The 26,621-nt window shown below is 54.9% G+C and carries 27 protein-coding genes; 15 read left to right on the plus strand and 12 right to left on the minus strand.

The features are described from left to right. From DPO_RS10950 to DPO_RS11015, 14 genes are all read left to right on the plus strand, one after another. Positions 1-396: an NADH-quinone oxidoreductase subunit K gene (locus DPO_RS10950; protein WP_006965949.1), complete on the plus strand. Its 396-nt coding sequence runs from the start codon at positions 1-3 to the stop codon at positions 394-396. Further along, entirely contained in the window at positions 393-1,883 is a 1,491-nt protein-coding gene (locus tag DPO_RS10955) for a Na+/H+ antiporter subunit D (protein ID WP_006965950.1), read from the plus strand. The genes DPO_RS10950 and DPO_RS10955 overlap by 4 nt, the downstream gene beginning before the upstream one ends. Then, positions 1,880-2,356, plus strand: coding sequence for a Na+/H+ antiporter subunit E (locus DPO_RS10960; protein ID WP_236609947.1), 477 nt, complete (start codon positions 1,880-1,882; stop codon positions 2,354-2,356). Before DPO_RS10955 ends, DPO_RS10960 begins: the two co-directional genes overlap by 4 nt. Then, the gene (locus tag DPO_RS10965) at positions 2,356-2,703 is read left to right on the plus strand and encodes a monovalent cation/H+ antiporter complex subunit F (RefSeq protein WP_006965952.1); all 348 of its coding nucleotides are present in this window, start codon (positions 2,356-2,358) and stop codon (positions 2,701-2,703) included. Before DPO_RS10960 ends, DPO_RS10965 begins: the two co-directional genes overlap by 1 nt. Then, positions 2,700-3,029, plus strand: coding sequence for a monovalent cation/H(+) antiporter subunit G (mnhG, locus tag DPO_RS10970; RefSeq protein ID WP_006965953.1), 330 nt, complete (start codon positions 2,700-2,702; stop codon positions 3,027-3,029). The genes DPO_RS10965 and mnhG overlap by 4 nt, the downstream gene beginning before the upstream one ends. A 253-nt stretch (positions 3,030-3,282) precedes the next feature. Further along, entirely contained in the window at positions 3,283-4,404 is a 1,122-nt protein-coding gene (locus DPO_RS10975; protein ID WP_006965954.1) for a sodium ion-translocating decarboxylase subunit beta, read from the plus strand. An 89-nt stretch (positions 4,405-4,493) separates the two neighbouring features. Further along, positions 4,494-4,709 carry an acetyl-CoA carboxylase biotin carboxyl carrier protein subunit gene (locus tag DPO_RS10980; protein WP_006965955.1) on the plus strand — a complete coding sequence of 72 codons (216 nt, stop codon included), beginning with the start codon at positions 4,494-4,496 and terminating at the stop codon, positions 4,707-4,709. A gap of 216 nt (positions 4,710-4,925) precedes the next feature. Further along, positions 4,926-5,600: a PTS sugar transporter subunit IIA gene (locus DPO_RS10985; RefSeq protein WP_040011857.1), complete on the plus strand. Its 675-nt coding sequence runs from the start codon at positions 4,926-4,928 to the stop codon at positions 5,598-5,600. 74 nt (positions 5,601-5,674) lie between these two features. Then, the gene (locus DPO_RS10990; RefSeq protein ID WP_236609948.1) at positions 5,675-7,351 is read left to right on the plus strand and encodes a chloride channel protein; all 1,677 of its coding nucleotides are present in this window, start codon (positions 5,675-5,677) and stop codon (positions 7,349-7,351) included. A 30-nt stretch (positions 7,352-7,381) separates the two neighbouring features. Continuing rightward, positions 7,382-8,215, plus strand: a complete 834-nt coding sequence (locus tag DPO_RS10995; RefSeq protein WP_006965958.1) for a universal stress protein — start codon at positions 7,382-7,384, stop codon at positions 8,213-8,215. A gap of 326 nt (positions 8,216-8,541) precedes the next feature. Next, complete coding sequence (locus DPO_RS11000; RefSeq protein ID WP_006965959.1) at positions 8,542-9,849, plus strand: KamA family radical SAM protein; 1,308 nt, start codon at positions 8,542-8,544, stop codon at positions 9,847-9,849. A 23-nt stretch (positions 9,850-9,872) separates the two neighbouring features. Next, positions 9,873-10,889, plus strand: a complete 1,017-nt coding sequence (locus DPO_RS11005; protein ID WP_006965960.1) for a D-alanine--D-alanine ligase family protein — start codon at positions 9,873-9,875, stop codon at positions 10,887-10,889. Next, positions 10,886-11,998 (plus strand): D-alanine--D-alanine ligase family protein, encoded by a 1,113-nt coding sequence (locus tag DPO_RS11010; RefSeq protein WP_006965961.1) that lies wholly within the window; start codon positions 10,886-10,888, stop codon positions 11,996-11,998. The genes DPO_RS11005 and DPO_RS11010 overlap by 4 nt, the downstream gene beginning before the upstream one ends. Beyond that, positions 11,986-14,244, plus strand: a complete 2,259-nt coding sequence (locus DPO_RS11015; protein ID WP_006965962.1) for a GNAT family N-acetyltransferase — start codon at positions 11,986-11,988, stop codon at positions 14,242-14,244. The genes DPO_RS11010 and DPO_RS11015 overlap by 13 nt, the downstream gene beginning before the upstream one ends. Here DPO_RS11015 and DPO_RS11020 read toward each other — a convergent pair. From DPO_RS11020 to DPO_RS11070, 11 genes are all read right to left on the minus strand, one after another. Next, positions 14,233-14,487: a GIY-YIG nuclease family protein gene (locus DPO_RS11020; RefSeq protein WP_006965963.1), complete on the minus strand. Its 255-nt coding sequence runs from the start codon at positions 14,485-14,487 to the stop codon at positions 14,233-14,235. The two genes, DPO_RS11015 and DPO_RS11020, sit on opposite strands and share 12 nt — an antisense overlap. A gap of 1 nt (position 14,488) precedes the next feature. Beyond that, complete coding sequence (locus DPO_RS11025) at positions 14,489-15,778, minus strand: Y-family DNA polymerase (RefSeq protein ID WP_006965964.1); 1,290 nt, start codon at positions 15,776-15,778, stop codon at positions 14,489-14,491. Continuing rightward, positions 15,775-16,194 (minus strand): LexA family protein, encoded by a 420-nt coding sequence (locus DPO_RS11030; RefSeq protein WP_006965965.1) that lies wholly within the window; start codon positions 16,192-16,194, stop codon positions 15,775-15,777. Before DPO_RS11030 ends, DPO_RS11025 begins: the two co-directional genes overlap by 4 nt. A 15-nt stretch (positions 16,195-16,209) precedes the next feature. After that, positions 16,210-16,941 carry a hypothetical protein gene (locus DPO_RS11035; protein ID WP_006965966.1) on the minus strand — a complete coding sequence of 244 codons (732 nt, stop codon included), beginning with the start codon at positions 16,939-16,941 and terminating at the stop codon, positions 16,210-16,212. Between the two features lie 125 nt (positions 16,942-17,066). Next, the gene (locus DPO_RS11040; RefSeq protein WP_006965967.1) at positions 17,067-17,891 is read right to left on the minus strand and encodes a thioredoxin domain-containing protein; all 825 of its coding nucleotides are present in this window, start codon (positions 17,889-17,891) and stop codon (positions 17,067-17,069) included. Between the two features lie 61 nt (positions 17,892-17,952). Then, a complete protein-coding gene (locus DPO_RS11045; RefSeq protein ID WP_006965969.1) occupies positions 17,953-19,404 on the minus strand; it encodes an aryl-sulfate sulfotransferase in 1,452 nt (483 codons plus the stop codon). Positions 19,405-19,555: 151 nt separating this feature from the next. After that, the gene (locus tag DPO_RS11050; protein WP_006965971.1) at positions 19,556-21,058 is read right to left on the minus strand and encodes a tripartite tricarboxylate transporter permease; all 1,503 of its coding nucleotides are present in this window, start codon (positions 21,056-21,058) and stop codon (positions 19,556-19,558) included. Between the two features lie 3 nt (positions 21,059-21,061). Next, a complete protein-coding gene (locus tag DPO_RS11055) occupies positions 21,062-21,550 on the minus strand; it encodes a tripartite tricarboxylate transporter TctB family protein (RefSeq protein ID WP_006965973.1) in 489 nt (162 codons plus the stop codon). Next, on the minus strand, positions 21,547-22,500 hold the full coding sequence (locus DPO_RS11060; protein ID WP_006965975.1) for a Bug family tripartite tricarboxylate transporter substrate binding protein: 954 nt from the start codon (positions 22,498-22,500) through the stop codon (positions 21,547-21,549). Before DPO_RS11060 ends, DPO_RS11055 begins: the two co-directional genes overlap by 4 nt. Positions 22,501-22,547: 47 nt before the next feature. Further along, the gene (locus tag DPO_RS11065) at positions 22,548-23,282 is read right to left on the minus strand and encodes a FadR/GntR family transcriptional regulator (protein ID WP_006965976.1); all 735 of its coding nucleotides are present in this window, start codon (positions 23,280-23,282) and stop codon (positions 22,548-22,550) included. Between the two features lie 151 nt (positions 23,283-23,433). Then, on the minus strand, positions 23,434-24,354 hold the full coding sequence (locus DPO_RS11070; protein ID WP_006965978.1) for an aminotransferase class IV: 921 nt from the start codon (positions 24,352-24,354) through the stop codon (positions 23,434-23,436). A 268-nt stretch (positions 24,355-24,622) separates the two neighbouring features. On the opposite strand from DPO_RS11070, the gene DPO_RS11075 reads away from it, so the two are divergent. Further along, positions 24,623-25,834, plus strand: a complete 1,212-nt coding sequence (locus DPO_RS11075; protein WP_006965980.1) for an ATP-binding protein — start codon at positions 24,623-24,625, stop codon at positions 25,832-25,834. Positions 25,835-25,853: 19 nt separating this feature from the next. Here DPO_RS11075 and DPO_RS11080 read toward each other — a convergent pair whose 3' ends face one another. Beyond that, positions 25,854-26,615: a CoA-transferase subunit beta gene (locus DPO_RS11080; protein ID WP_006965982.1), complete on the minus strand. Its 762-nt coding sequence runs from the start codon at positions 26,613-26,615 to the stop codon at positions 25,854-25,856. Between the last annotated feature and the right edge of the window lie 6 nt (positions 26,616-26,621).

Raw genomic sequence — 26,621 nt, forward strand, 5'->3', positions numbered from 1 at the left:
ATGGAACATCTTCTGGCTTTGACCGTGGGAATCCTGTTCAGCGGTGCGTTGTTTCTGATGCTTTCCGGCGAACTGGTGCGGTTTGTTTTCGGATTTGTCCTCATGGGCAACGCCGTCAACCTGCTGATCTTCACGGCCGGCCGGCTGTCTTTCGTGGCCCCGCCTTTGATCGGAAAACCCGGGACGGCCCCGGCAACGCCTGTGGCCAACGCCCTGCCCCAGGCCCTGATCCTGACAGCCATTGTCATCAGTTTTGCCATGACCCTTTTTCTGCTGATCCTGCTGTACCGCACCTATGCCCAAACCCGGACCCTGAATACCCGCCAAGCAGATTTTCTGTCTGAATCCGCCGGGGATGACACAGGTGCTGATACGCCGGAAAAGGATCATTCATGACCCAGGTGCTGATTTTTCCCATTTTGGTGCCCCTGGCCTTTGCCATTTACACCGGGTGCTTCAGACATCACCCCAGCCATAGCAGCAGTGCAGCCATTGCCGGGGCCCTGATTCATCTGGCCAGTGCCGGGTGGCTGCTGTCTGTGGTCACAACCCAAGGCGTGGTTGTCCTATGGGTGGGCAGCTGGCCTTCCCCCGCCGGCATCTGTCTGGTGGCGGATCTTTTGAGCGCCGTGCTGGTGCTGGTCACAGCCTTCCTTCACGTGGTCGTGATGATCTATACCCGCTTTGACACCACCCATGAACAGATCCGGTCCGGGTTTCACCCGTTCATGCAGATGCTGACGGCCGCCATTTGCGGCGCGTTTCTCACAGGGGACCTGTTCAATCTGTATGTGTGGTTTGAAGTGATGCTCATGGCCTCCTTCGGCATCATGGTCATGGACCATCCCGCAGCCAGACTTCCCAATGCCGTCAAATATGTGACCCTGAACATCGTCGCCACCCTGTTTCTTTTGACCGGCATCGGCCTGGTCTACGGGCTGACCGGCACCCTGAACCTGGCGGATCTGCATGAAAAAATTGTGCTGGTGGAAAACGACGGGCTTCTGGCCGGCACATCTCTGCTTTTAATGACGGCATTCGGTATTAAATCCGCCCTGTTTCCTTTATTTTTCTGGCTGCCCGCGGCATACCCTACCCTGCCGCCGGGGGTGGCCGCTTTTTTCGGCGGCCTGCTCACCAAGGTGGGGGTGTATGCCCTGATCCGCCTGTTCACCCTGGTATTTGTCACACACCCCCATATCACCCACACGATTCTGATGATTGCGGCCGGGCTCACCATGCTGTCCGGTGTGGTGACCGCCGCCTCCCAGATGGACATCCGCCGGATCCTGTCCTTTCATATCATCAGCCAGGTGGGATATATGATCCTGGGACTGGCCGTGCTCACACCCCTGGCCCTGGCCGCGGCTTTGATCTATATGGTGCACAACATCATTGCCAAAGCCACCCTGTTTCTGGTCGGCGGGCTGATCCAACGGGCCGGCGGTTCATTTCACCTGACACAGGTCGGCAGCCTGTACCAAACCCATGGCCTGCTGTCAGTGGGATTTTTCATCCCCGCGTTTGCCTTGGCCGGGCTCCCGCCTTTATCCGGGTTCTGGGCCAAGCTGCTGATCATCTATGCCTGTCTTGAAAGCCGCCACTATGGTGCCGCGGCCCTGGCTGCATTTGTGGGCCTGCTCACCCTGTTCTCCATGGTCAAGATCTGGATGGAAGCATTCTGGAAACCCTCGCCCCAAAAGCAGACCGCTTCTGAAACCCGGGTCTTGTCGCCCTGGATGATGGGGCCCGTACTGGGGTTATGCCTGATGATCGTACTCATGGGCATTTTCATTGAACCGGTTTTTCACCTGGCCCTGACGGCCGGCGAACAATTGGTTGATCCTGCGGCCTATGTGGCGGCAGTGACAGGGGGAAAATGATGCCGCTGCTGATACTCAACATCTTTTTTGCCGCCGTGTTCACCCTGCTTTTGGGCAGCACCCGCATCAGTGCATTCATTGCCGGTTTTTTCATCGGATACATCATCTTATGGGTGTCCCGCCCGCTGTATCCGGATACCCGGTATTTCAGAAAACTGCCAAAAACAATCAATCTGGTCCTTTATTTTTTCAAGGAACTGGTGATTTCCTCTTTCCGGGTGACCTGGGATGTGATCACCCCTTCCCATATCAGCCGTCCGGGGATCATCGGGGTCCCGTTGTCGGCCCGCACCGACCTGGAGATTTTTCTGGTGTCCAATCTGCTGTCTTTGACACCGGGTACCTTGAGTGTGGATTTGTCCGAAGACAGACACACCCTGTTTGTCCATGTCATGTTTCTTGAAGATGGGGACAAAACCCGGCAGGAAATCAAAAACGGTCTGGAAAGACGCGTTCTGGAGGTGATGCGGTAATGATGAATTCACAAACATTTCTGTATGGGGCCGCCCAGACCGCCATGGTGATCCTGCTGGCCGGCATGGTACTGGTATTGTGGCGGCTGGTCAAGGGACCCACAGCCGCGGACCGGGTCGTTGCCATGGATCTCTTGTCCGTGCTGGTGGTCACATTTCTGGTGTCCCTTTCCATTCACACCAAAGAAACCAGTTACCTGGATGTGGCCATTGCCTATGCGTGTATCGCCTTTCTGGGTACCATTGCCCTGGCCCGGTTCATTGAACGGGCGCGGGGCCGAAAACCGGATGAAACCGACCCCGGCCATCCATTGACCCCGCCGTCTTCAAAGAAGAAACACCCATGACTGACTATTTTACAGCGGTGCTCATGATTATCGGCAGCCTGTTCTGCCTGATCGCCGCGCTGGGTGTGTTCCGGTTTCCAGACACCCTGATCCGCATGCATGCCGTCACCAAGGCGGGATCGTTGGGCGCCGGCCTGATGATTCTGGCCCATGCGGTTTTCTTTCAAAGCCCGGGCATTTTTCTTCGTGCCGTGTTCATTATCGGGCTTTTACTGCTCACAGCCCCCGTTGCGGCCCATCTTATTGCACGGGCCTCCTATCGAAGCGGGATCCCGTTATCCGGACACACCTGGATCGATGAATTAAATGACAAAAAGAATAAGTAGCTATATTGTAATCGTCAGTTGACAATTCACCGGGTTTGGATTAAGGTTGTCGGCAATTTCAGCGGCCGCTGTAAAGTGGCTTTTTAAAAGACAAACTTAAGGAAAAAGGGGATCGGTAAGATGTCACCCGGAGGTATATTTGTACAAGGTATAATCAGCGTATTTTTTGGTATGGCCCTTTTGTATCTGTCCATTAAAATCACTGCATTCGCGGTTGATTCGTTTGCGAAAAAAAACAAAGGAGCCGGGAAAGATGGGAAATAAGCTGATTTCACTATTAAATACCACAGGGTTTGTTCACCTGACACCGGGGATGATCGTCATGTGGATCATCGGCCTGGTGCTCATTTATCTGGCCATTAAAAAACAATATGAACCCCTGCTGTTGCTGCCCATCGGCTTTGGTATTCTTTTGGTCAACCTGCCGTTAAGCGGCTTGATGGACGAAAATGTGGGATTGCTGTGGAAATTCTATCACTACGGCATCCACTGGGAGATTATTCCACCGCTGATTTTTCTGGGAATCGGGGCATTCACGGATTTCGGACCGCTGATGGCCAACCCGAGGCTGATTTTTCTGGGGGCCGGTGCCCAGGCCGGAGTCTATATCACTTTTTTCGTGTCCCATGCCATGGGATACGATATCATGGAAGCCGCCACCATCGGCATGATCGGCGGAGCAGACGGTCCCACGACCATATTTATTGCCTCCAAACTGGCGCCCCAGCTCATGGGGGCCTGTGCCGTGGCAGCTTATTCCTATATGGCCATGGTACCCATCATCCAGCCCCCGATCATGCGCCTGATGACCACCAAAGCGGAACGCGCCATGCACATGGCCAAACCCCGGCCGGTAAGCAAAAGAGAAAAACTGCTGTTTCCCATCATTTCCACTTTTGTGATCATCCTGCTGATTCCGGCCTCCGCCCCATTGATCTCCATGCTCATGCTGGGCAACCTGTTCAGAGAATCCGGTGTGGTGGAACGGTTGAAAGGGGCGGCCCAGAATGAACTGATGAATATTGTCACCATTTTTCTGGGACTGCCCATCGGCGCCACCATGCACGCAGACATCTTTTTGCAGCCCAAGGTGCTGTTTATTTTCATTCTGGGTCTCATTGCGTTCATCCTGAGCACGGCCACAGGAATTCTTCTGGCCAAACTGATGAACCTGGTGTCAAAAGAAAAAATCAATCCCCTGCTGGGGGCCGCCGGTGTATCGGCCGTGCCCATGGCGGCGCGGGTCGTACACAAAGTCGGGACTGAAGCAGACAAAAAGAACTATCTGCTCATGTATGCCATGGGTCCCAATGTGGCCGGCGTGATCGGCACGGTGATCGCTGCAGGGATGTTCATTACCCTGCTCGGCGGCTGATACCCTGACACTTAGACAAATAATTTAGCGGTTGGCTTGTTGGCCACCCTGGTTTTAAAAACCAAACAAACACATAAAAGGAGAAAAAAATGGCAAGTGAAATAACAGCCCCATTACCGGGAAAAATCGTCAGAATGGACATTGAAGTCGGCTCATCCGTTGAAGAAGACATGGAAATTCTGGCCATCGAAGCCATGAAAATGGAAAACATTATATATGCCCCCTGCGACGGTACGATTGAAAAAATATTGAAAAAAGTGGGGGATGAAGTGGAAGAAGGAGATGTGATCGCCACGGTTGCGTAGCGTTCTTTCTTTTTGTCCTTTCATCATCTGATGCCTGCCGGCGCCCGGGTGCCGGCAGGCATTTTTTTATCATCTTGCTCTGCATACAATCATTTGATAATTCCCTGAAAAGTATTTTTGGTTGTCATTCATATCCGTTTGTTTTATAACACCTAAAAAAAATGCATAAATTAAATAGCTTAGAATGAATGGGTGCAGTAATCCATGAAAAAAAATATGACATTGTCCGTTTTTGATCTGTCAACATATCTGGGGGTAAATCCGGATACGATTAAACGCTGGGTCAGACAGGGAAAACTGCCCGTGTTGCCCAAAGGGGCTGATTTGCGGTTTGAAAAAAAAGACCTTGAAAAATGGGCGGCCCTGCATAATATCCGTTTGAACCTCACCGATAAAAAATCGGCAGAAAAACAGAACCAGGATGATGTCCCTTTGTCACAAGCCTTAAAAAACGGCGGTATCTATTTTGATATTCCGGGAAATAATGTTGTCTCGGTTCTTGAATCATGTGTCAAAAAAATTTTCCAGGTACCGGATGATTTTAAACCGGATCTTCTGGACCGTCTGGTTGAAAGGGAAAATGCCTTTTCAACCGGGGTGGGAAACGGGATGGCCATACCTCACCCCAGACAGCAGCTGTCATATTTGCCCGATCCCATGATAACCGTCAACTTTCTTGCCGATCCAGTGGATTACAATGCCCTGGATGGCCGCCCTGTGTCCATATTGTTTTGTATTTTGTGTCCGTCCTTGCAACACCATCTGCATCTGCTGTCTGTATTGTCTTTCTGCCTGAAGGATGCGGATTTTGTTGCATTCATAAAATCACGTCCGCAATTGGATGAACTGGTTGAACAGACCATGGTTCTCCAGAAAGCCAACCCCCTGTAAAACCGTTTAGAACAGATGCCCTGATGTCTTTGATAAAAAAATGGCAGTCCCGTTTTGCTCCCAGCTTGTCACATATGGATGACCGGCTGCTTTTAATCATTGCAGGAAGCATTGCCGGCATCTGCAGCGGCCTTGCCGCAGTGGCCCTTCGCCTGGCCCTTGAATCGGTCACAGAATGGCTGCATCCCTTTCGGCAGTTCTGGTGGGCCTTTTTACTGCCGGCAATGGGTGCGCTGCTGTCAACTATTTATCTTGAAAAGATTACCCGGGAAGGCGCAGGACATGGGGTTCCTGAGGTCATTTATGCGGTGTCAAAACACGGGGGCCTGTTACGGCTGAGGTCCAGCTATTCCCGATTGATTTCCAGTTTTCTGACCATCGGCAGCGGGGGATCCGCCGGCCCTGAAGCACCCGTGGTCATGAGCGGGTCAGCCATCGGGTCCAATATCGCCAAATTATTACGGCTCAATGACCGGCAGCGCACCACCCTTGTGGGATGCGGCACAGCCGGTGCCATTGCAGGTATTTTCAACGCCCCCCTTGCCGGCCTTGTCTTTTCCATTGAGGTGGTTCTTGGAAAATGGGAGTTCAGCAATATCATTCCCATAGCCATTGCCGCCGTGGCAGGCGCGGAAGTCAGCCGGGCCATTATCCATGAACAGGTGCTTTTCAACCACCTGCCCTTTAATATGGGCACCGCTGATATCCTGCCCGGTATCTGCCTGGCACTTTTTGCAGGCTTGATATCGGTTTTTTTCACAAAAACGCTGAACACTTCGGGAAAATTTGCCAAAAAAAACCGATTTTCCTTCTGGATGCGGGCCATAATCGGCGGGTCCTTCGTAGGGTGTATCGGATTGTTTTTCCCGGTTGTACTGGGAGAGGGATACCATTTCATACAATCCATGATTTCCGGCACCTTTACAATGGGTATATTCCTCACTTTTGTGGCAGTTTTCGCCAAAATTTTTGCCACTGCCATCACCCTTGGCTGGGGAGGATCAGGCGGCATATTCGCCCCCTGCCTGCTCATCGGCAGCCTCACTGGCATTGTTTTCCATAAAATCGTATTTCTGCTGTTTGACAATGCCGCCTGCGCCAGTGAAGGGGCATATGCGCTGCTGGGAATGACCGGGTTGATCAGCGGGGTGATGCAGGCACCCTTGACAGGTATTTTTCTGGTGTTGGAAATCACGGGCGGATATGAAACCATTTTACCGTTGATCGTCGTTTCTGCCATTTCATCCACCATGAGCCACTATATTGAACCGGCATCCTTTTATTTTAAAGAACTTATTCGAAGGGGACAATTTTTACGACCCGGCACGGATGCAAGAATTTTATCTGATTTGAACATCAGCGAACTTGTCTCAACTGAATTCACCAACGTGTCTGAACACATGATTTTCAGAGAATTCATCGAGATCATAAAAACGTCGGATCAGTTCTTTTTTCCGGTGATTGATGAAAATACAGGTGCGTACAAAGGCATGATTGAAATCCGCAACATTCGCAGGTATGTCTTGAATCCAGGCATCTATGACATGGTTTTTCTGAATCAGATCATGGATACCGGTGTGCTGACCGCTTCTCTGGAAAATGATCTGCAGGACGTTCTGGAAATGATGGAAACAAATAATATGGAAAGCATCCCCGTGGTGGAACATGACACATTTATCGGAATGATTTCAAAAACACGGATTCTGGACCTGTACCGCAGGGAATTGATCATGCAGACCAGTGTCCGATAGCCTATGTTACAATAAAGCAAGGAGAAAACAATGAACTATAAACTGCTGCAGATTTTCAGAAATACCCCTTTTGGCCGGGAAACATTTCTGCAATCATTATATTTTTGTAAAACCATTCATGCGCATCCGGTGGTGTATATCCCGGAAAGTGACAAATTTCTCATGTATTTCCCCAATGACGCCATTCAGATTGATCTGGACAGCTCCTATCTGACATCACCCAAAACAGCAAAGCAGCATGCCAGTGAGCTTTTTGACGAAATGGGGTTCAAACCCGCCTTTTTTGCACCCCGAAGTTTTACCGCCTCCACCTTGCCGGATATTCCCACCAATTTTGATTATTTCTGCTGTCCGCGGTCGGTCAGTGACCTGTCCTCAAAAATCGGCCTGGGCCATATCGGCCCGAAAGTCCGAAGGATTATCAAACAGGCGCCCTTTCCTGTTTTACTCACCAGCCCGGTATTCAAACCCTGGAAAAGCATTGCCGTTTTTTTCGGCGGCTCCACCAATGCCCGCAAAGCCCTGCAAATGGGGTTAAAAATCGCCATGGTTTCCAAACTTCCCATGGATATCTATACCCTCAGGGAAAAAAAGAGCAAGGGTTACTACGAAAACATCATCAAAGAATCAGATCTGGCAGGGCCTGTCAGCCAGTTTCTGAGAGAGTGGCATTATTATGAAAAATCCGAATTTGATGCCATGCTCTATGATGTTCCCCATGATGCCCTGATTGTGCTGGGTGCGTATGGACACGGGGTGATCAAGGACCTTCTTTTTGGCAGTAAAATGGAAAAAATTCAGTCGACTGTGACCAACAACCTGTTGATAACCGGGCCCCAGTGTGAGCTGTCGCTGCTTCATTAGCCGTGGCGCGCATAAGCAAGATGATCACCCAGGTTCAGGACACCCGGTTTTTCAGACATATCAGGTCCTGACGGCTCTTTTTTTTGCTTGAAAACAAGACATTAAAATTCCTGCTTTTATGTGTCCGGCATTGATTTCACCCCGACGTGCACGAAAATCACGAAGGATTTCAAAGAGGAACACCCAACAGACATCCGAATGAAGGATTCTGACATTTCCTCATATGACGCTTTGTAAAATATTTTTGTATCCAGGCACGATGGTTGCTCATGCTTCTGCTGAACACCAGTCACTTCACAACCTGAAATCCAGCATAAGGAGCCATCATGCACAAAGCAGAAGCACCCGCGGAACCGCTGATTATCGATGATGACGAGCCTCCAAGCAGCCGGCTTGCCATCGACACCCTGTACCCGGCCCCGCCGGCCGGGCAACCCGCCATTCAATTGACCCGCCCGGTATTTATCCTGCCGGCCCGAAAAACATCATCCCTGCGTTACCCCAAGCTCAGCCCGGAAACCAAAGCGTTTCAAAAACAGTTTTTCCCCGGATCCACGGCCCGGGACTGGCATGACTGGCAGTGGCAGGTGCGTCACCGCATCCATACCTATGACCGGCTCCACCAGATCCTGCCCCTGGGGCCGGACGAGTGTCTGGCGGACCACGCAGTCCAGCTGCCCTTGAGCATCACCCCGTATTATGCCGGCCTGATTCCCAAAGATGTGCCGGACCATCCGTTGCGCAGATGTGTGGTGCCCACGGCCGGTGAATGGGTCAAAATGCCCTGTGAGTCAGATGATCCGCTGGGCGAAGACCATCAGAGTCCGGTGCCCGGGCTGGTGCACCGGTATCCGGACCGGGTATTGTTCCTGCTCACTGATTTCTGCTCCACCTACTGCCGGTACTGCACCCGGTCCCGGGTGGTGGGCCATGGCGGAATCCGTGCCAGCCGGGCAAGGTGGGAAAAAGCCATTGCCTATATCGCTGCCAACGCAAATGTCCGGGATGTGCTGCTGTCCGGCGGGGATCCGTTGACCCTGAGCGATGACCGCCTGGAATGGGTATTGTCAAAGCTGCGGCAGATTCCCCATGTGGAAATCATCCGCATCGGCACCAAGGTGCCGGCCGTGCTGCCCCAGCGCATCACCCCGAAACTGGTCAAAATGCTCAAAAAATATCATCCTCTGTGGCTGAGCCTGCATTTTACCCATCCGGACGAATGTACGCCCGACACCCGGGCCGCCTGCGCCCTGCTGGCAGATGCCGGCATTCCCTTAGGGTCCCAGACCGTGCTGCTCAAGGGAATCAATGACAGTGTTCCGGTCATGACGCAGCTCATGCACGGGCTCATGAAAATGCGGGTCCGGCCCTATTATCTGTACCAGTGCGATCCCATCACCGGGTCCGGCCATTTCAGGACCGCCATTGCCCAAGGTCTTGAGATTATCCGGGGCATGAGAGGATTCACCACCGGGTATGCCGTGCCCACCTATGTGGTGGATGCCCCGGGCGGCGGCGGCAAGATCCCGCTGATGCCCGACTATGGAGGCAGTCACACCAATGACAACCTGGTGCTGACCAATTATGAAAACAGATCCTTTACCTATCCTGATCCAATGCCGGTGCAGGGGTGACAAACTCACAGGAGACACAAACCATGATCATCGGATTGACCTATGACCTGCGCCAGGATTATCTGGACCAGGGATACACCGCCCTGGAAACCGCGGAATTCGACTCCGTGGAAACCATTGAAGCCATCGAACAGGCCCTGGGCGATCTGGGACACACCCCCGTGCGCATCGGCAATGCCCGGCAGCTCACCCAGCGCCTGGTGGCGGGTGACCGCTGGGACCTGGTGTTCAACATTGCCGAAGGTCTGCACGGCATGGGCAGAGAAGCCCAGGTGCCGGCCATCCTGGACCTGTACCAGATTCCCTATACCTTTTCAGATCCGCTGGTGATGTCTTTGACCCTGCATAAGGCCCTGACTAAGCGGGTCATCCGGGATGCCGGACTTTCCACGGGGCGGTTTTTTCTGGCCCCCACTTCGGAGGATGCCGGCCGGGTGCCCTTTGATCCGCCCTATTTTGTCAAACCCGTGGCCCAGGGCACAGGCATGGGCATCACCATTGATTCCGTGATCCAGGCCCGGCAGGGCCTGCCCGTCGTCTGCCGGGCGTTGCAGGATCAGTTCAACCAGCCCGTTCTCATTGAAGAATTTCTATCCGGCCGGGAATTCACCACCGGCCTGGTGGGCACCGGGGCCCGGACAAAAGTGATGGGCACCATGGAGATTATTGTGCTGGCCGATCCGGGAAAGGACATCTATTCTTTTGAAAACAAAGAGGGATGGAAAGGCCGGGTCCAATACCTGCCGTTATCGCCGGAGGTGGACCCGCTGATCAAGATGGTGGAAGCCCTGGCCCTGGCCGCCTGGCAGGTGCTGGAATGCCGGGACGCAGGCCGTATCGACATCCGGTGCGATGACACCGGCACTCCCTGTTTTATCGAGGTGAACCCTCTGGCCGGGCTCCGGCCCCATTATTCCGACCTGCCCATGGTGTGTGAATTTTTCGGGACATCCTATGTCCGATTGATTGACATGATCCTGACCTCCGCCATGGAACGGGTGCCGAACCACATCCCAGCGTCCTGTCCGGAGCCGGCATGAACCGCTGCATTGCTGTTGTGCACAATGCCGTGACCGACCCAACCCGGCCGGATGAAGCCGATGTGCTGGTTCAGGTGGATGCGGTATCCCGGGCCCTCACCGGCCTGGGATACGACCCCGTGCCCGTGCCCTGCGATCTCAACCTGGCCGCGTTGAAAAAAAAACTGGCGGATATCCAGCCCCTGGGGGTGTTCAACCTGGTGGAGTCCCTGGAAAACCGGGGCAGCCTGATCCATGTGGTGCCGACCCTGCTGGATGCCCTGGGCATTCCCTATACAGGGTGCCCGGCCACTGCCGTGTACACCACTTCCCACAAGGTGATGGCCAAGGAACGCCTGCATCTGGCCGGCCTGCCCACCCCTGCCTGGATCAATCCCTTTCCTCTGGACATGCCCTGGCAGGGGGCCATGGCCATTGAAAACAGCCGCCCCGGCAGCACTGAAAGCCCCGGTTCTCACCCCACGGGATCTGAATCCATCGAAACCGGAGATACCGGTACCGGCATGGCTCTGCAAAAAGGCAGTCCCAGTCCGCTGTGGATCATCAAATCGGTGTGGGAACACGGATCTTTAGGCCTGGAAACGGAAAATCTGGTAACCGGCACGGCAAAGACCGTGGCCCGGCTGCTGAAAACCCGGGCGACCGGCCTGGGCGGGGCCTGTTTTGCCGAACAATTCATTTCCGGACGGGAATTCAATCTGTCGCTGCTGGCCGGCCGGTCCGGGGTCCAGATACTGCCGCCGGCCGAAATCCTGTTTCCGGACATCCCGGCAGACCAGCCTGCCATGGTGGGATTCCGGGCAAAATGGGAATCGGATTCCAAAGAATACCACACCACCCCGCGCCGGTTTGACTTTCCCCCTGGGGACACGCCTCTGCTGGAGGAAATGGAAACCCTGGCCCGCCGCTGCTGGCACCTGTTTCACCTGGCCGGCTACGCCCGGGTGGATTTCCGGGTGACCCCGGATGGCCGCCCCTTTGTCCTGGAGGTCAACACCAACCCCTGCCTGTCCCCGGATGCCGGATTTGCCGCGGCCCTGGACCGGGCAGAACTCTCATATGCCGACGCTGTCCATCAGATGGTGACCACACAGTTATGTTCAGAATAAGACGTATTTTTGACGATACCATCCCGGTGAACCAGGATGCCCTCCGCCAGGTCAAGGCCATCCTGAAAAAACGGATCCCTGCCGCATCGGAACAGGAGATCACGCACCTGGGAGACAATCTTCGCAACCCGTTCACCCTGGGGTTTCGGCCTATTCTGTTCGTGGCGGAAAACATGCGGCACAAGGTGCTGGGGTTTGCCATGGTCCTGCATGAACCGGACATCAATTTCTGTTTTCTGGACTGGATCGCCACGGCAAAAGACACCCTGCGAGGCGGGCTGGGCAGTGCCCTGTACGAGCGGATCAGGACCGAATGCGCGGCCCTGAAGGTCAGAGGGCTGTTCTTCGAATGCCTGCCCGACACCCCGGGAAAATGTGAACCCGGCCTGATTAAAGACAACATCGCCCGGCTGCGGTTCTATGAGCGGTACGGGGCCCGGCCCATTATCGGCACCGGGTATGAAGCCCCGGTGGATCCGGAAGATACCTGCATGCCGCATCTTTTGTATGACGACCTGGGAAAGGACATCCCCCTGGCGCGGTCCCACGCAAAAAACGTGGTGCGGGCTATCCTGGCGCGCAAATACAAAGACCTGTGCCCGGCTAAATACGTGGAACAGGTGGTGGCTTCCATCCGGGACAACCCCGTGAAACTCAGGCCATTCTGCCATGTGCTGCCCCATAAAACCCGTCGGGCAGTCCATGACCGGTTTGCGGAGAAAATCGTTCTGGTGGTGAACCAGGACCATGAGATCCACCATATCCATGAACGCGGGTATGTGGAATCTCCGGTGCGCATCACCCGGATCCTGTCCCACCTGGAAAAAAGCGGCCTGTTCGAAACCCTGGAAACAAAGCCCTTCCCCGACATCCATATCCACGGGGTCCATGACGCGGATTTCATCGAATACCTGGCCCGGGCCTGTGAAGAGGTCCCTGCGGACAAATCCCTTTACCCCTATGTGTTTCCCATCAGAAACAAAACCCGTCCGCCAAAAGAATCCACGGTCCTGCCCGGCTACTACTGCATCGATACCTTCACCCCCATCCACCGAAACGCCTGGCCCGCGGCCCGGGCCGGGGTCAATGCCGTGCTCACGGCAGCGGATGCGCTGCTGGCAGGCCGCCCTGTTGCCTACGCCCTGGTGCGGCCCCCGGGGCACCATGCGGAACGAAGGTCCTTCGGCGGATTCTGCTATTTCAACAACGCGGCCATCGCAGCCCGGTATCTGCGGGAACAGGGCCGGGTGGCCATCCTGGATATTGACTATCACCACGGCAACGGGCAGCAGGATATTTTTTACCACCGGTCCGATATCCTCACCGTGTCCATCCACGGCCATCCTGAATTTGCCTATCCCTATTTCACCGGATTTGACGATGAAACCGGCACGGGTGAAGGCGAGGGATTCAACCTCAACCTGCCCCTGGATGAAACCGTTGACGGCAAAACTTACCGCAGTGCCCTGATGCGGGCCCTGGCAAAGATTGCTGCATTTCATCCGGATTTTCTGGTGGTCTGCCTGGGCCTGGATACGGCCCGAAACGATCCCACGGGCACCTGGTCTCTGACCGCAAAAGATTTTTTCCGGAACGGCCGGATGATCGGAGACGCTGGCCTGCCCCTGCTGGTGGTCCAGGAAGGCGGATACAACACCCGGAACTTAGGGAACAATGCCCGGCATTTTTTCGAGGGCCTGGCCGAAGCCGTGTTCACACCGACCCGGGGCGGAACACTTGCCACGCCTGCCCCCAAAGGCATTCAGTTCCGATATAACCCCATGCCCGAAGATGTGGAAAAGATCCGGCATCTGGTGACCGCCACCGGATATTTTAGAAACGATGAGGTGAAAATCGCGGCCCAGCTGGTGGCAGAACGCCTGGAAAAAGGCCCGGCCAGCGGATATTGTTTTGTCATGGCCTCAAAGGCCGGCCGGCTTGCCGGATACGGCTGCTACGGCCCCATCCCCTGTACCCTGGCCGGGTATGACATTTACTGGATTGCAGTGGCGCCTGAATTTCAGGGAAAAGGCCTGGGCCAGGCCCTGCTGGCGAAAATGGAGCAGCTGATCACAGAAGCCAAGGGACACACCATTTATGTGGAAACCGCATCCCAGGCAAAATACGCCCCCACCCGGGCCTTTTACGAGCGCTGCGGATACACGGCAGCCGCCACCCTGCCTGATTTCTACTGCCCCGGAGATGCCAAAATCATTTACAGCAAGCCGCTGCCGTTATCCTTGTGATTTTTCCAACGCAGCGACTTTTTGGCCGGCCGGCAGCTGCTTGATCCGGTATTCCAGTTTAAAGGCGGCTGATTTTTCCAGATTTTCCCGGACCGCTGCCAGGGTCACTGGCCGCCGGGACCGGGTATATCGCGAGGCGGTGCCCTGGTTGTGTTTCACCAGGCGGGCTTCCAGGTCGGTGGTGACCCCGCAGTACAGGGAGTGATCCGCACATTCCAGTAAATAGACCGACCAGACCGCCATCTTAAGGTCCCACTGTCAGCAGCTGGTGCCAGTCCGTGGTGTAGGCGGAGGAACGGTGGTTGAATACGGTGGTCCAGGACCGGTCCCGGCCCATACCGGTGGCGGGGTAGGTGACCGTGCCGGCGCCCATCTGAAGGTTGATGCGGTCCATGGTTTCCATCACCCGGTCGGCCCGGGACCGGTCTGATGTGTCAAACAGGTCCTGCTGATAGATCCCGTTCCGTGTCAGGTCTGAAAAGATCACGCCGGCCTTGGTATAGGCCCGGCCTTTCCGGAAAATCCGCTTCAGCGCGGTCCGGCCGTGGGCAAGCAGTGCAGACGTATAGTTCAGGGCCGTGGGAAAACTGGTGGTATCTGAGTTGTAGTAAAAGGAATCCGGCTTGAACCGGCTGGTGGTGACATAAACGGTCATGGCTTCGGCATGGCTGCCCTGGGCCCGGAGTTTTTCACCGCCCCGGACAATATAGGTGCTGACCGCCTCGGACAGGCTGTCAAAATCGGTAACCGGCGTCTTAAAGGACCGGGACACGGAAATCGTTTTTTTCCCCGGATCATCCGTTTCCAGGTCATAACAGGACTCTCCCCGCAGTTCCTTCTGGATTCTCACCCCGTTGATGCCCATCTTTTTTTTGAACCGCCCGATGTCGGCATCCCTGAAATCCCGGGCTGTCCGGATGCCCCGTATCTGAAGATACCGGGCATATTGCCGGCCGATCCCCCACACATCTTCCACGGGGGTCATCTCCAGGGCCCGGTCCCGGAACCGCGGAGCTGTCAGGTCCAGGACCCCGGCGGCTTTGTTCGATTTTTTGGCGATCCCGGCTGCCAGCTTGGCCAGGGTCTTGGAAGGAGCCATGCCGATGCTCACAGGGATGCCGGTGTATTGTTTGACCGTGTGCCGGATCTGCTGCCCATAGGCGGTCAGGTCCGTGAAAGCCAGCCGGCCCAGGCTCAGAAACGCCTCGTCAATGGAATAGATCTCCATGGCCGGGGCAAAGGCGGAAAGGGTCTGCATCACCCGGCTGGACATATCCCCATAAAGGACGTAATTGGATGAAAACACCTGAACATCATGCAGATCGATAAGATGCCGGATCTTGAAAACCGGCACCCCCATGGTGATGCCCAGGGCTTTGGCTTCGTTGGACCGGGCTACGGCACATCCGTCGTTGTTGGATAAAACAATCACGGGCCGGTGTGCCAGTCCGGGATTGAACACCCGCTCACACGACACATAGAAATTGTTGCAGTCCACCAGGGCAAATACGGGCATGTCTTTTTTTTTTATCATACCTTGTGGATCACATTGGTCACCACCCCCCAGATCTCGAAGGCCATATCCGGGGTGATTTCAATGGGGGAGTACTGGTCGTTTTCCGGCTCAAGAAACGGCTGTCCCGACCGGATTCTCAACCGCTTGACCGTGAGCTCGCCATTTATCACGGCAATGACAATTTTTTTGTCCACCGCCTCCAGGGACCGGTCCACAATCAGGATATCCCCGGGAAAAATACCGGCATTGATCATGGAGTTGCCGCTGACCCGGACAAAAAAGGTGGCAGCCGGGTGTTTGATCAGATGCTGGTTCAGATCCAGGCGGCCTTCGATATAATCATCGGCCGGAGAGGGGAATCCGGCCTCAATGGCAGTCATGTAAAGGGGCCGGCTGATGGGTGTAGACAGATCCGGGGTAAACAACGTATTCATGATTCTCTTTTCTGCCTACTGCTCCCAGTTGACAATATCCATGGTATCGTCTTTGAGGGTCAGGGCGTAAATCTTTTTGCGGGTCAGGTAGGTGATCAGGCTGTCATCCATGTAAAGGGACGAAAACACGGGATATACCTTGCAGCCGTCATATTCAGGGAAATAGTCGAACAGTTCATTGCTTTCGATGAACGCGGCCAGTTTGTCGACGTCCCGGATCTCAGGGGATGATTTGGTCTCATTGAGAATGAAAACACCCTGACATGCCGCAATCACGTCAAACTCTCTTTTCTGCCGGTCCCTTTTCAGACTTTTTTTCCGGACCCGCACCGCAAAATAATCCAGATCGTCACACCCGAAATAGTTTTGAGCGATCCGCGGTATATTAGGGGCCACCACATCTTCCACCAGGGTGCCCATTTTGTTGGCCAGGTCCCCCCACTGCCGGTTCATTGTGATGAGCTGCTTTTTAGACCAGTCCTTGTACTCGCCCATCTCATCCTTGAATACCGACATCTCAATTTTGAAATCCCGCATCTCGTTCTTGAACATCAACATCTCATCCTTGAACATCAACATGTCGTCCTTGAACATCAACATGTCGTTCTTGAACTCCCGCATCTCGTCCTTGAACTCCCGCATTTCTCTGGACAATGTTTGCAGGGACATCTCCGTTTTAAGCTGGGAATAGGCAAGCTGGGCCATGGTTTCTTCAAGATACGATAATTTTTCGGCGGTTGAACTCATGGGAGCCTCCTTGTCGGCTTGTTTACATGACACAGGAACCATTTGAACCTGATTTCAAAATACTGGAATAAGTCAGGACTGTCAATAGCAGGGGGCTGACCCGGCAAATCCACTGGCGGGACGGATCATGCCGGCTTCCATATATCGGCCATCACCATGAACCTTCGGCAAAGGGTGCGGTATTTGAACAACCGGGGGGCAGTCAGAGGTTCCAGACCTTCCTCCCGAGGGGCCGCTGGCTGAATGAAAAACGGGTGTTTTTTGCTGCCTGTGGCGGTTTCCACCAGCCGTGCGGCCTGGCCCGCCTCCTCCGGGGTGATGGATACCCCCGGCCCCTGGGACGTGGACACCGGCCGGACCGGCAGAAGAATGGTATAGTCTTTCACCGATGTGAGCAAAGACAGGCTGGCCGACAGGTCTGCTTCATCCAGGGGCAGGCCCGTGAGATCTTCGTAACGGGATGCCGGGCCATGGAGGGTGAACACCACTTTGTCGCACAGCCCTTCCGTGATCACGGATGTCAGGATATGGGGATTTCTGCCGCAGGCCTCCATCTGGATGTTCAGGCGTTTCTGCTTGAGAAACCGAAGCACAGCCAGAAGATCGGAGCCATCCGGCAGGGGCCGGGCAGACAGGTCCAGCCCGCTGATCCATCCATGGGGGGAGTGGTCCAGGGTCACGAACGGTTCCAGCGCTGCGCCTGCCTGCAAAAATGCCAGTACCGGCCCCAGGCCCTGGACAACCGTGTCACCGGTGAACAGGATGGGAAACGCGATCCCGTCCGGCCCCCGGGTAACCGCACTCCGGTGTTCCCGATAAAACTGTTTGAAAACGTCCTTTCCCTGGCCAAGCGCATCTTCTTTTTCATAGGACATGCCGCGTTCATCCATGAAAACCGCGGCCATACGGCACCGGACACACCCGGTGGCGGAAAACAATGTCATGTTCATCAATGGGTTCCCTGGGTTATTCTTATTCATTTCATGCCCCAAAAACCGGCGGTATACCGGATCATTTTTTATCAGCAAGCCCGCCGTCCGTATCAGATACCACACACAGGGCCGAGGAACTCTGGAACGGCAGCACCCCTGCCACAGATACCTGAGACCGGGGGCCTTTGGGCTGTGAATTGGGCACCCGGAACGTGGTGATATCCAGCGGCTCTATGGCGACCTCTTTGGGTGGATCTTGCTGGGGGACATATGCATAGGGATACCGGTAAGCCCGGTAGACCATGTTCATCTTGAAATGCCGGCCCCAGTAGGGGGAAATATATTCCCACACCCGTTCGTGGGCCGCGGTGACCTCGATGATCCGGCCGCCGCTGCCTTCGGTGATCAGGGTGTTGCCGTTGGGAAGGCGCTGGGCCGAACTGATGAATGGGCTGTAGAACCGGTTGCTGTCCGTGGGATGCACCAGTCCGGCCTCGTGGGGGGTGTACTGCCACACGATTTTAAGGGTGACCGGGTCGAACTCCAGCACCCGGGAGTAGTCGCGCAACGCGTTCTTGGCACCTGTGGGACTGCCCGGATGGCAGCTGCCGTACCCGGCCCATCCCCCGTTGTCAAACACCAGGATATTGCCCTCTCCGGGCAGGCCTTTCGGGATCATGTGGGCGTGGTGCTGGCCGATGATCCACCCCAGGCGGCTCTCAGGCGTATAATCATAATCGGGCCCCACCTTCCACACCACCTCCCCGGTCTGTTTGCTGACAATAAAGATGATGTTGGTCTCCCGGCCGTCGGCAATAATATTGTCCGGGTGGAACCGCGTATCTCCGCTGTCGTACCATTTGTTGGGACCCAGAAGCGACATGCTGTTCAGATGCATCCAGTCCCCCATGCCCCCGCCGCAGGGCCGCATGTTGGGATCCCGGCACAGGATGTTCTTTGCATCCTCCCGGAATTCGAATTCGTCAAAATGCTCGCTGCACACCCATTCCCACAGGATATCCCCGTCCCAGGAGATCTCGTAGATCACGTCGTCCAGCAACGGCTTGTCCGAAATCTTGGAGCACACCAAATTTTTGTGCCCCAGAATCAGGGTGTTGCCCTGATCGGTTTCAGCCGGCATCCCGGGCACGTAATACCCCACGGGGTTGCCCTGGCGCTGGTAATCGTGATGGACCCTTGCCATCCACTGAGGGTCTTCTCCCGGGTCCTCGATATATTCATACTGGTTGAACGCCCAGGCAATATTGCCGTCCCAGTCCACCTGGATCAGGTCCCGGTAGTCCTGCATGCTGTACCGGGTGTTGCGTTCCCCGGTGTGTCCGATCACGTACCCGCCCTCAAGCAGCTTGTTGGGGAACCCGTGCAGGCCTTTCCACAGTTTGACCTCTCCGCCGTTCATGTCGATCAGCAGGGCACCCAGCTCCTTGGCCTGGAACAGGGTGTATCCGTTAAACGCCTTTTGGGGATCATATACCGTGGTGCCCGTGGGATAGATGGTGGGATAACTCATTTGTTTTCTCCTTGCAGATGTTTCTTAACGATAGGGGTGTTGCACTTGTTGTTTGGGTGAAAGTTTTAAGTGTTAAGTGTTAAGCGGATATTTGATGGCGGTCTGCATGCAGGGTCATTGTTTGCGGTGGTCTTTCAGGCCATGGGTGTTGTTAAGAGGGTGGCCGGGCCTTTTTCCGGGCTTTGCGGAAATCCCGGATCAGAGGGACCGCAATGGTAAGCAGGGTCAGGGCCAGCAGGACCAGGCAGATGGGCCGCTGGAACAGGATCATCAGGCTGCCGTCCCCCAGGCTCAGGGTCTGGCGCAACCGGTTTTCCATGATCTCTCCCAGCACCACCCCCATCACCAGGGTCACCACAGGCCAGCCCATCCGCAGCAGCACATACCCCAGCACCCCCATGACAACGGCCACCCCGGCATCGAACAACCGGGTGTTCACCGCATAGATCCCCACCATGGAGATCACCATGATCACCACGGCCAGCAGGCGCCCCGGCACCTTCACGATCATGGCAAAGGGCCGCAGCCAGATCATGAGCATGGCAAAGGCGGCCACATTGATAAGCAGCATGGAAAAATACAACGTGGAAATCAGTACCGGTTCCTTGACCAGGAGCAATGGTCCCGGATAAATACCGTTGATGGTAAACACCCCCAGCAGCACCGCACTCAACGCATCCCCGGGGATGCCTAAGGTGAGCAGCGGGATCATGGCCCCGGCCGGCACGGCATTGTTGCCGGCTTCCGAGGCGATGCATCCTTCCGGGGTGCCGTGGCCGAAACGCTCTTTTTCAGGGGACAGGCGTTTGGCGGTATCATAGGACATAAAAGAAGCCAGGATCGACCCCGTGCCGGGCAGCAGTCCCACAAAAGTGCCGATCACCCCGGACCGGACCAGGGTTTTCCAATATTTCAGCGCGGCCCACAGCTGGGAAAAATCCAGGGTGGACCGGCTCAGGTGCACATGGTCGGTTTTCATGATATTCTGTTCCACCAGGATCAGTGTCTGGCCGATGCCGAACAGCCCCAGGCAGATGGGCACGATATCCAGGCCGTTCTGCATGGCCAGGGTCCCGAACACATACCGCTCGCTCAGGGTGGTGCCGTCGATCCCCACGGTGGAAAACCAGAATCCTAAGCCCAAAAGCATGATACCACGTCCCAGCTGGGACCGGAACGCCATTACCACCAGGACCACCCCGAACAGGGCCACGGTAAAATACTCGGGCGGCCCGAAACTGGCTGCCACATGGGCCAGGACCGGGGCCAGAAACATGAGAATCAGCACACTGATGACCCCGCCCCCGAAAGACCCCAGCAGGGCTGCGGACAGGGCCGCCTGGGCCTGGCCCTTCTGGGTCAGGGGATAGCCGTCAAAACTGGTGACAATGGAGGAAGGCACTCCGGGCGTGCGCAGGAGTACCGCCGGGATGGCCCCGCCGAAATATCCGCCGCAGAATACGCCGAGCAGCAGGGACAGGGCAATGTCCGGAGGAAAGGAAAAGGTGAAGGGCAGCAGCACCACCATCCCCACCATGGGCCCCAGGCCCGGCAGGATTCCCACCACCACCCCCACAAACGACCCGAAAACCAGGGCGGCCAGATTGGCCAGGGAAAACGCGGCATAAAACCCGTCCAACATATGCTCAAACATGACCTACTCCGTGAAAAAACCCATTACCAGCGGTTCAGGAAACCAGACCCCTAAAAACTGCTTGAATATGACTGTCAGGATAACGGTCACCAGCAGCGGCACCAGGATCATCTTGAGCCGGGAATCCTGGCCTACCAGCTTCAGGGCCGCTGCCAGAAACACCAGGGTGGATATTTCCAGGCCGAAGACCACGAGGCTGCCCAGAAACAGCACCAGGCAGGCCAGCACTTTTGCGGCCCGCACGGGCCGGCCCAGACCGTCCAGGTACCATCGGGCATCTCCGGGTCTGACCAGCCGTATCAATGACGGCACTGACCCTGCCAGGATCAGGCCCAGGGTGATCAATGGAAACAGCAGGGGCCCTTTGTAGAAAGGATCCGGCCCCGTGGTATCCACCAGCCAGGGGGACACCACCAGCAGGGCCAGGGCCGCAATACCCAGCACCGATCCCAGCAGATCATGGGTTCGGCTGTTCAGGGTGTTGGGTTTCATTCAATGATCCCGAGATCCTTCATAATGGCACCGAAATTAGCCAGCTCACTGTCCATCTGTTTTCTGGCTGCCGCAGGACCGGTGGGATGGGGAATCACGCCCACATTCTGGATCACTTTCTGAATTTCCGGCCGGGCCATCACCTTGAAAAAGGTGTCACTGAGCTGATCGGCAATATCGTCCGGGGTCTGGGCCGCTACAAACGCACCGAACCAGATGGAATAGGCATCGCCAAACCCCTGTTCCGCCACTGTGGGAACATCCGGATAATCCGGGAGCCGGTCGGGCAGCATGCAGGCCAGGATCTTCATTTTTCCGGATTCCACATAATCTTTGATACCGGGGATGGAAAAAGTGATCACATCTGCATCCCCTTTGACCACCAGCAGGGGGTTCAGGTCTTTATAAGCGGTCTCTTTCCATTGGAATCCCCCGATTTTGCCTGCGTTCATGGCAATCAGGGTGGGCACGGCTCCCAGGCCCCAGTGGGCCAGTTTCAGTTCATGGGTCCTGCCGTATTCCGCCAGTTCCTTAAGATTATTGTAGGGGGCATCGGCCCGGCACGCCAGGGTGAATGGTGAAGACCACACCAGCCCCAGAGGCTTGAGATCCTCATTCGCGTAAGGGGTTTTTCCCCGGAGCACCTGGGTGATCATGGGGCCGATGGAGATCAGGCCCATGGTGTACCCGTCCGGCCGGCTGTTTCTCAGCTCGTTGGTCGCCAGGACCGCACCGCCGCCCGGCTTGTTCACCACTTTCACCGGCACGCCCAGTTCATCGGACATCACCGGGGCCATGGCAGAAGCCACCATGGTGGACGGGTCATTTCCCGCCGGCCAGGGGATCATGATCATAATGGGTTTTTTGGGCCAGGCCGCCAGGCAGATACCGGGCAGGGCCAGAGCGAAGAACATGACAACCAGCATCAGACTTGCAATCTTGTTTTTCATGACATGCCATCCTTTTTTTGTTAACTCGGGTTGACCGTTACGCCTGGTTATGGTTCAGGCGGTGATTGTTTATTTTGCGCCTCTTTTTGAATCATCCCGTCCAGGGTGTCGAAATGATCCGCCATCACACTGGCGGCCCGGGCCGTGTCCCGGTCCCGGATACATTCATAAAACAGGCGGTTGTAGGTCAGGTCCTGTTTTGCAGTTTCCATGTCCGGGGTTTTGGCCAGCACCTGCTGGAACACATGGACCAGAGAGGCCATGAGTGCGGAGATAAACGGATTGTGGCAGGCATCGGCAATGAGCGTGTGAAAGGAGATGGCCCGGGTCTGGTCCGGGGAACCTGCATCGATGGATTGCGCCACCCGGTCAATGCACTCGGCCATGGCAGCCAGATCGTCTTCGGTGCGCCGGTCTGCGGCCAGGGCTGCCAGGCCCGGCTCCAGAATCCGCCGCAGCTCGGCCAGATCCGATGCCGTGACATTCCCGAACAGATAGGCATTGGTGACCACATCCATAATCTTTTCCGGACCCGGGGCCGCCACAAAACTGCCGCCGAACACCCCTCTTTTCTTTTGGATCAGGCCTTCGGCCTCCATTTCCCGCAACGCTTCCCGGGCCGATGCCTTGCTCACCCGGTATTTGGCCGCGATTTCCACTTCCGGGGGAAACTTGTCCCCCGGCCTGAAATGCCCGTCCAGAATCGCTTGCTTCAACACGGTCCGGATCTGATCAGATACCCGCTCCTTGCGGATCACTGCGTCCTGCAAACAATCGGGCATGGATAGGGTCCTTTCTAAAGGTCAGTCTTTTAAAAGTCAGTCTTTTTACACCGATCTCAGATTCATATCGGTTTGTCAAGGAAAAAATCAAAGAAACCGCATCCCGGTCCGGCAGTGGATATGTTCAAACGCCTTTTTACAGTATTCCGGATCAGGAAACCGGAAAAAGCCAGTCAGCAAACCGCCGGTTCCGGCCGGATGTGACATCCGCCATCAAGTCTGCCAGCTGCCGGGTCACGGGCCCGGGCACGGGGGACAGGGTGCGCTGCCCACAGGTTTTAACCGGCAGCATTTTCATGGGGGTACAGGTGAAAAAAATCTCTTCGGCCGTATCGAGCAGATCCGGAGATAGCCGGGCCTCTGCCACAGGGATGCCCAGGGTCTTTGCCAGGGTGATCACACTGTTCCGGGTAATGCTGTCCAGAACGGTTCCCAGGGCCGGGGTCATAATCCGGCCGTCTTTGACCAGGAAAATGGATTCCGTGGCCCCTTCCGCCAGAAATCCCTGGGTATCCAGCATCACTGCCATGTCACACCCTTTTTTTCCGGCTTCCTGGCGGGCCAGCATGCCATTGAGATAATTGGCCGCTGCCTTGGCCTCGACCGGGACGGTCCCGGGATCCAGCTTGCGCCATGAGGAAACGCATAAGGTTGCCCCGTCTGCTGCCGGCACCCGCCGCCGGCCCAGGTCCCGGGCCGGGTCAATGGCAAACACGGCAATGTCCAGGGTGTTGACCGAAGGCAGGATGTCAAAAGCGATCTCAGGATTGTATCCCAATATCTTCACAGCCCCCTGGCGGATGCCGTTTTCACGCGCCGTTTCGCACACTCCTGCCGCCACTGCTTGCGAAGACAGGCCCGGCACCATGTCCAGGGCCGCGGCACTGCAAAACAGGCGCTGCACATGGGCATCCAGCCGGAACACACAAGGGCCTGTGTCTTCAGTGTCATGGACACTCAGTACCTCGAAAATTGCCGCTCCTCTGGAAAAACTGTGGCTCATCATATGGATACAGGCCTGGTCCCAGGCAATAAATTTTCCGTTTACAAACACCTTGCGGTCAGAAAGCATGCGCTGCCCTTTCAAAATAATTTTTCCGGTCACAGTTCATCTTTGCCCGTGAATTATATATCGAAAAATCGACAAATGAAACCTTGGTGCAAAAAAGGCAACCGTTACCGGATACCCCTTTTTGTTTTAACATGTACGTATCATAAAGCAATGCCACGGGCGGTTTCTTGACGTGACTTAAGGAATGAAAAAAAGTAACCAATCTTTACAATTCAATTTTATTGGAATATACTCCACAAAAACAATAAAAAATCAGGAGTACATTCCGATGATACACCGTTTCATGGAAACCTACCGGCGGTTGATAGAAAGCACCCGACACCTTCAACACCGCTATATTTACCACAGATTCAACACCGAAAACCGCCTGACCGGCCTGATAGGTCCCAGGGGAACAGGCAAAACCACATTGCTGTTGCAATACATCAACGAAAAAATCGAGAACAAGTCGCAATGCATCTATGTATCGGTTGATCATTTATATTTTTCAACACATCTGTTGATGGATTTTGTCGATGACCTGTATGAAGAATTCGGGGTGCGGTATTTTTTCCTGGATGAAATTCACAAATACCCCAACTGGAACCAGGAGATCAAAAACATTTACGATGCATATCCGGACATAAAAATTATATTTTCCGGCAGCTCAAGCATGGACTTGATTAAAGGCACCCATGATCTGTCCAGAAGGGGTGTCATCTATCACATGAGCGGGATGTCATTCAGAGAATATCTGTTGTTCAACGGCATTGCCGATACGGGGTTCTTTACCTTCGATCAGATCATCGAAAAAAAGGAACAGATCCAATCCCAACTGGGCGGTATTCCAAAACTCAAAGGCCATTTCAAACAATACCTGGGATGCGGTTATTATCCCTATTTTCTGGAAGATACCAAAACATATCATCAAAAAATAATCCGGGTGATCCAGAAAACCATTTACGAGGACATCGCCGATTTTTATAAACTGAAAACCGAAAACCTTTCCAGTTTCAAGCGCATTCTGTCCTATCTGGCCACCACCCCGCCGGGAGAACTCAACAAAAACAGTATTGCCAAACATATTGGCCTAGACGGCAAAACCATCCACAATTATCTGGAAATGCTTGAAGAAACCGGCATGGTCGAACGGATATCAAAAAACAGAGCCGGAAGCAACCTGCTCAAGCACACGGAAAAAATCTATCTGGATAATCCAGACTTGTACCACGCCATCATCAGCGAAATCGGGTATGCATCCAAGACCGGAACCATCCGGGAGATCTTTTTCATCAAGATGCTGAAAAATGCCGGGAAAAATATTTATTACAGCCCGGCCGGCGACTTTGAAGTCAACAAACATGTGTTTGAAATCGGCGGCAGATCCAAAACCGGGAAACAGATCAAGCATCTTCAAAACAAGGCATATCTGGTCAAAGATGATATCTTGTACGGCAGCCGCCGGGAAATTCCGCTGTACCTGTTCGGTTTTTTGTATTAAAAGCCTGAACTCCGGCGGATCAGAGAATCAACCCATGGGGATCGCATTTTTCCCGCAACAGGGTCAGTTCGGTCTGTGTGGGCACATCAATTTCCACAGCCCGGTCCGTGCGGATCTCAAACTCCATGTGATCCAGAATCTGTGCCGGGGTGATCCCGGGAAAGCAGCCCAGCAGGATCATCTGCCGGGTGTCCGGATCAAATCCCATCACCCCCATGTCCGTGATCACTTTGTCAGGGCCACCCGGTGGCAGGCCCGCATTTTTGCGGCCGTCCGGCCCGTCCAGATACCCGGGGCTGGTGAGATAATCCAGTTTTTTCTTGAATTTCCGCTTCTCCATTTTCATGAAAATAATGCTGCGGGACACAAACGAGGCCACGTCACAGGCCCCGCCGGAGCCTGAAAATCTTACATCCGGGGCGTCATAATCCCCGATCACCGTGGAGTTGAGATTGCCGTAAATATCGATCTGGGCTGCCCCCAGAATGCCCACCACCCGCTGGCCCACAAACGGATTCTGCATGGTGCAGAACGCATCCATCAACCCGCCGTTGGCCGAGGTGTGATACATGATCCGGGGATCGGCCACGGCCAGGGGAATGTGGGCCAGCTCGGAATCAATGGCCCCGGTTTCAAAAAAAATCACGCTTTCCGGGGCGTTGATGTTCTTGGCAGCCATGGCCGCCAGCATGGAGATGCCCGTACCGCAGAACACGATATCGCCGTTGTTGATCTCCCGGGCCGCACAGATGGTCATCAGCTCTTTTAATGTATACTCCATGGTCAC

Source organism: Desulfotignum phosphitoxidans DSM 13687, assembly GCF_000350545.1.
GTDB classification, from domain to species: Bacteria; Desulfobacterota; Desulfobacteria; order Desulfobacterales; family Desulfobacteraceae; genus Desulfotignum; species Desulfotignum phosphitoxidans.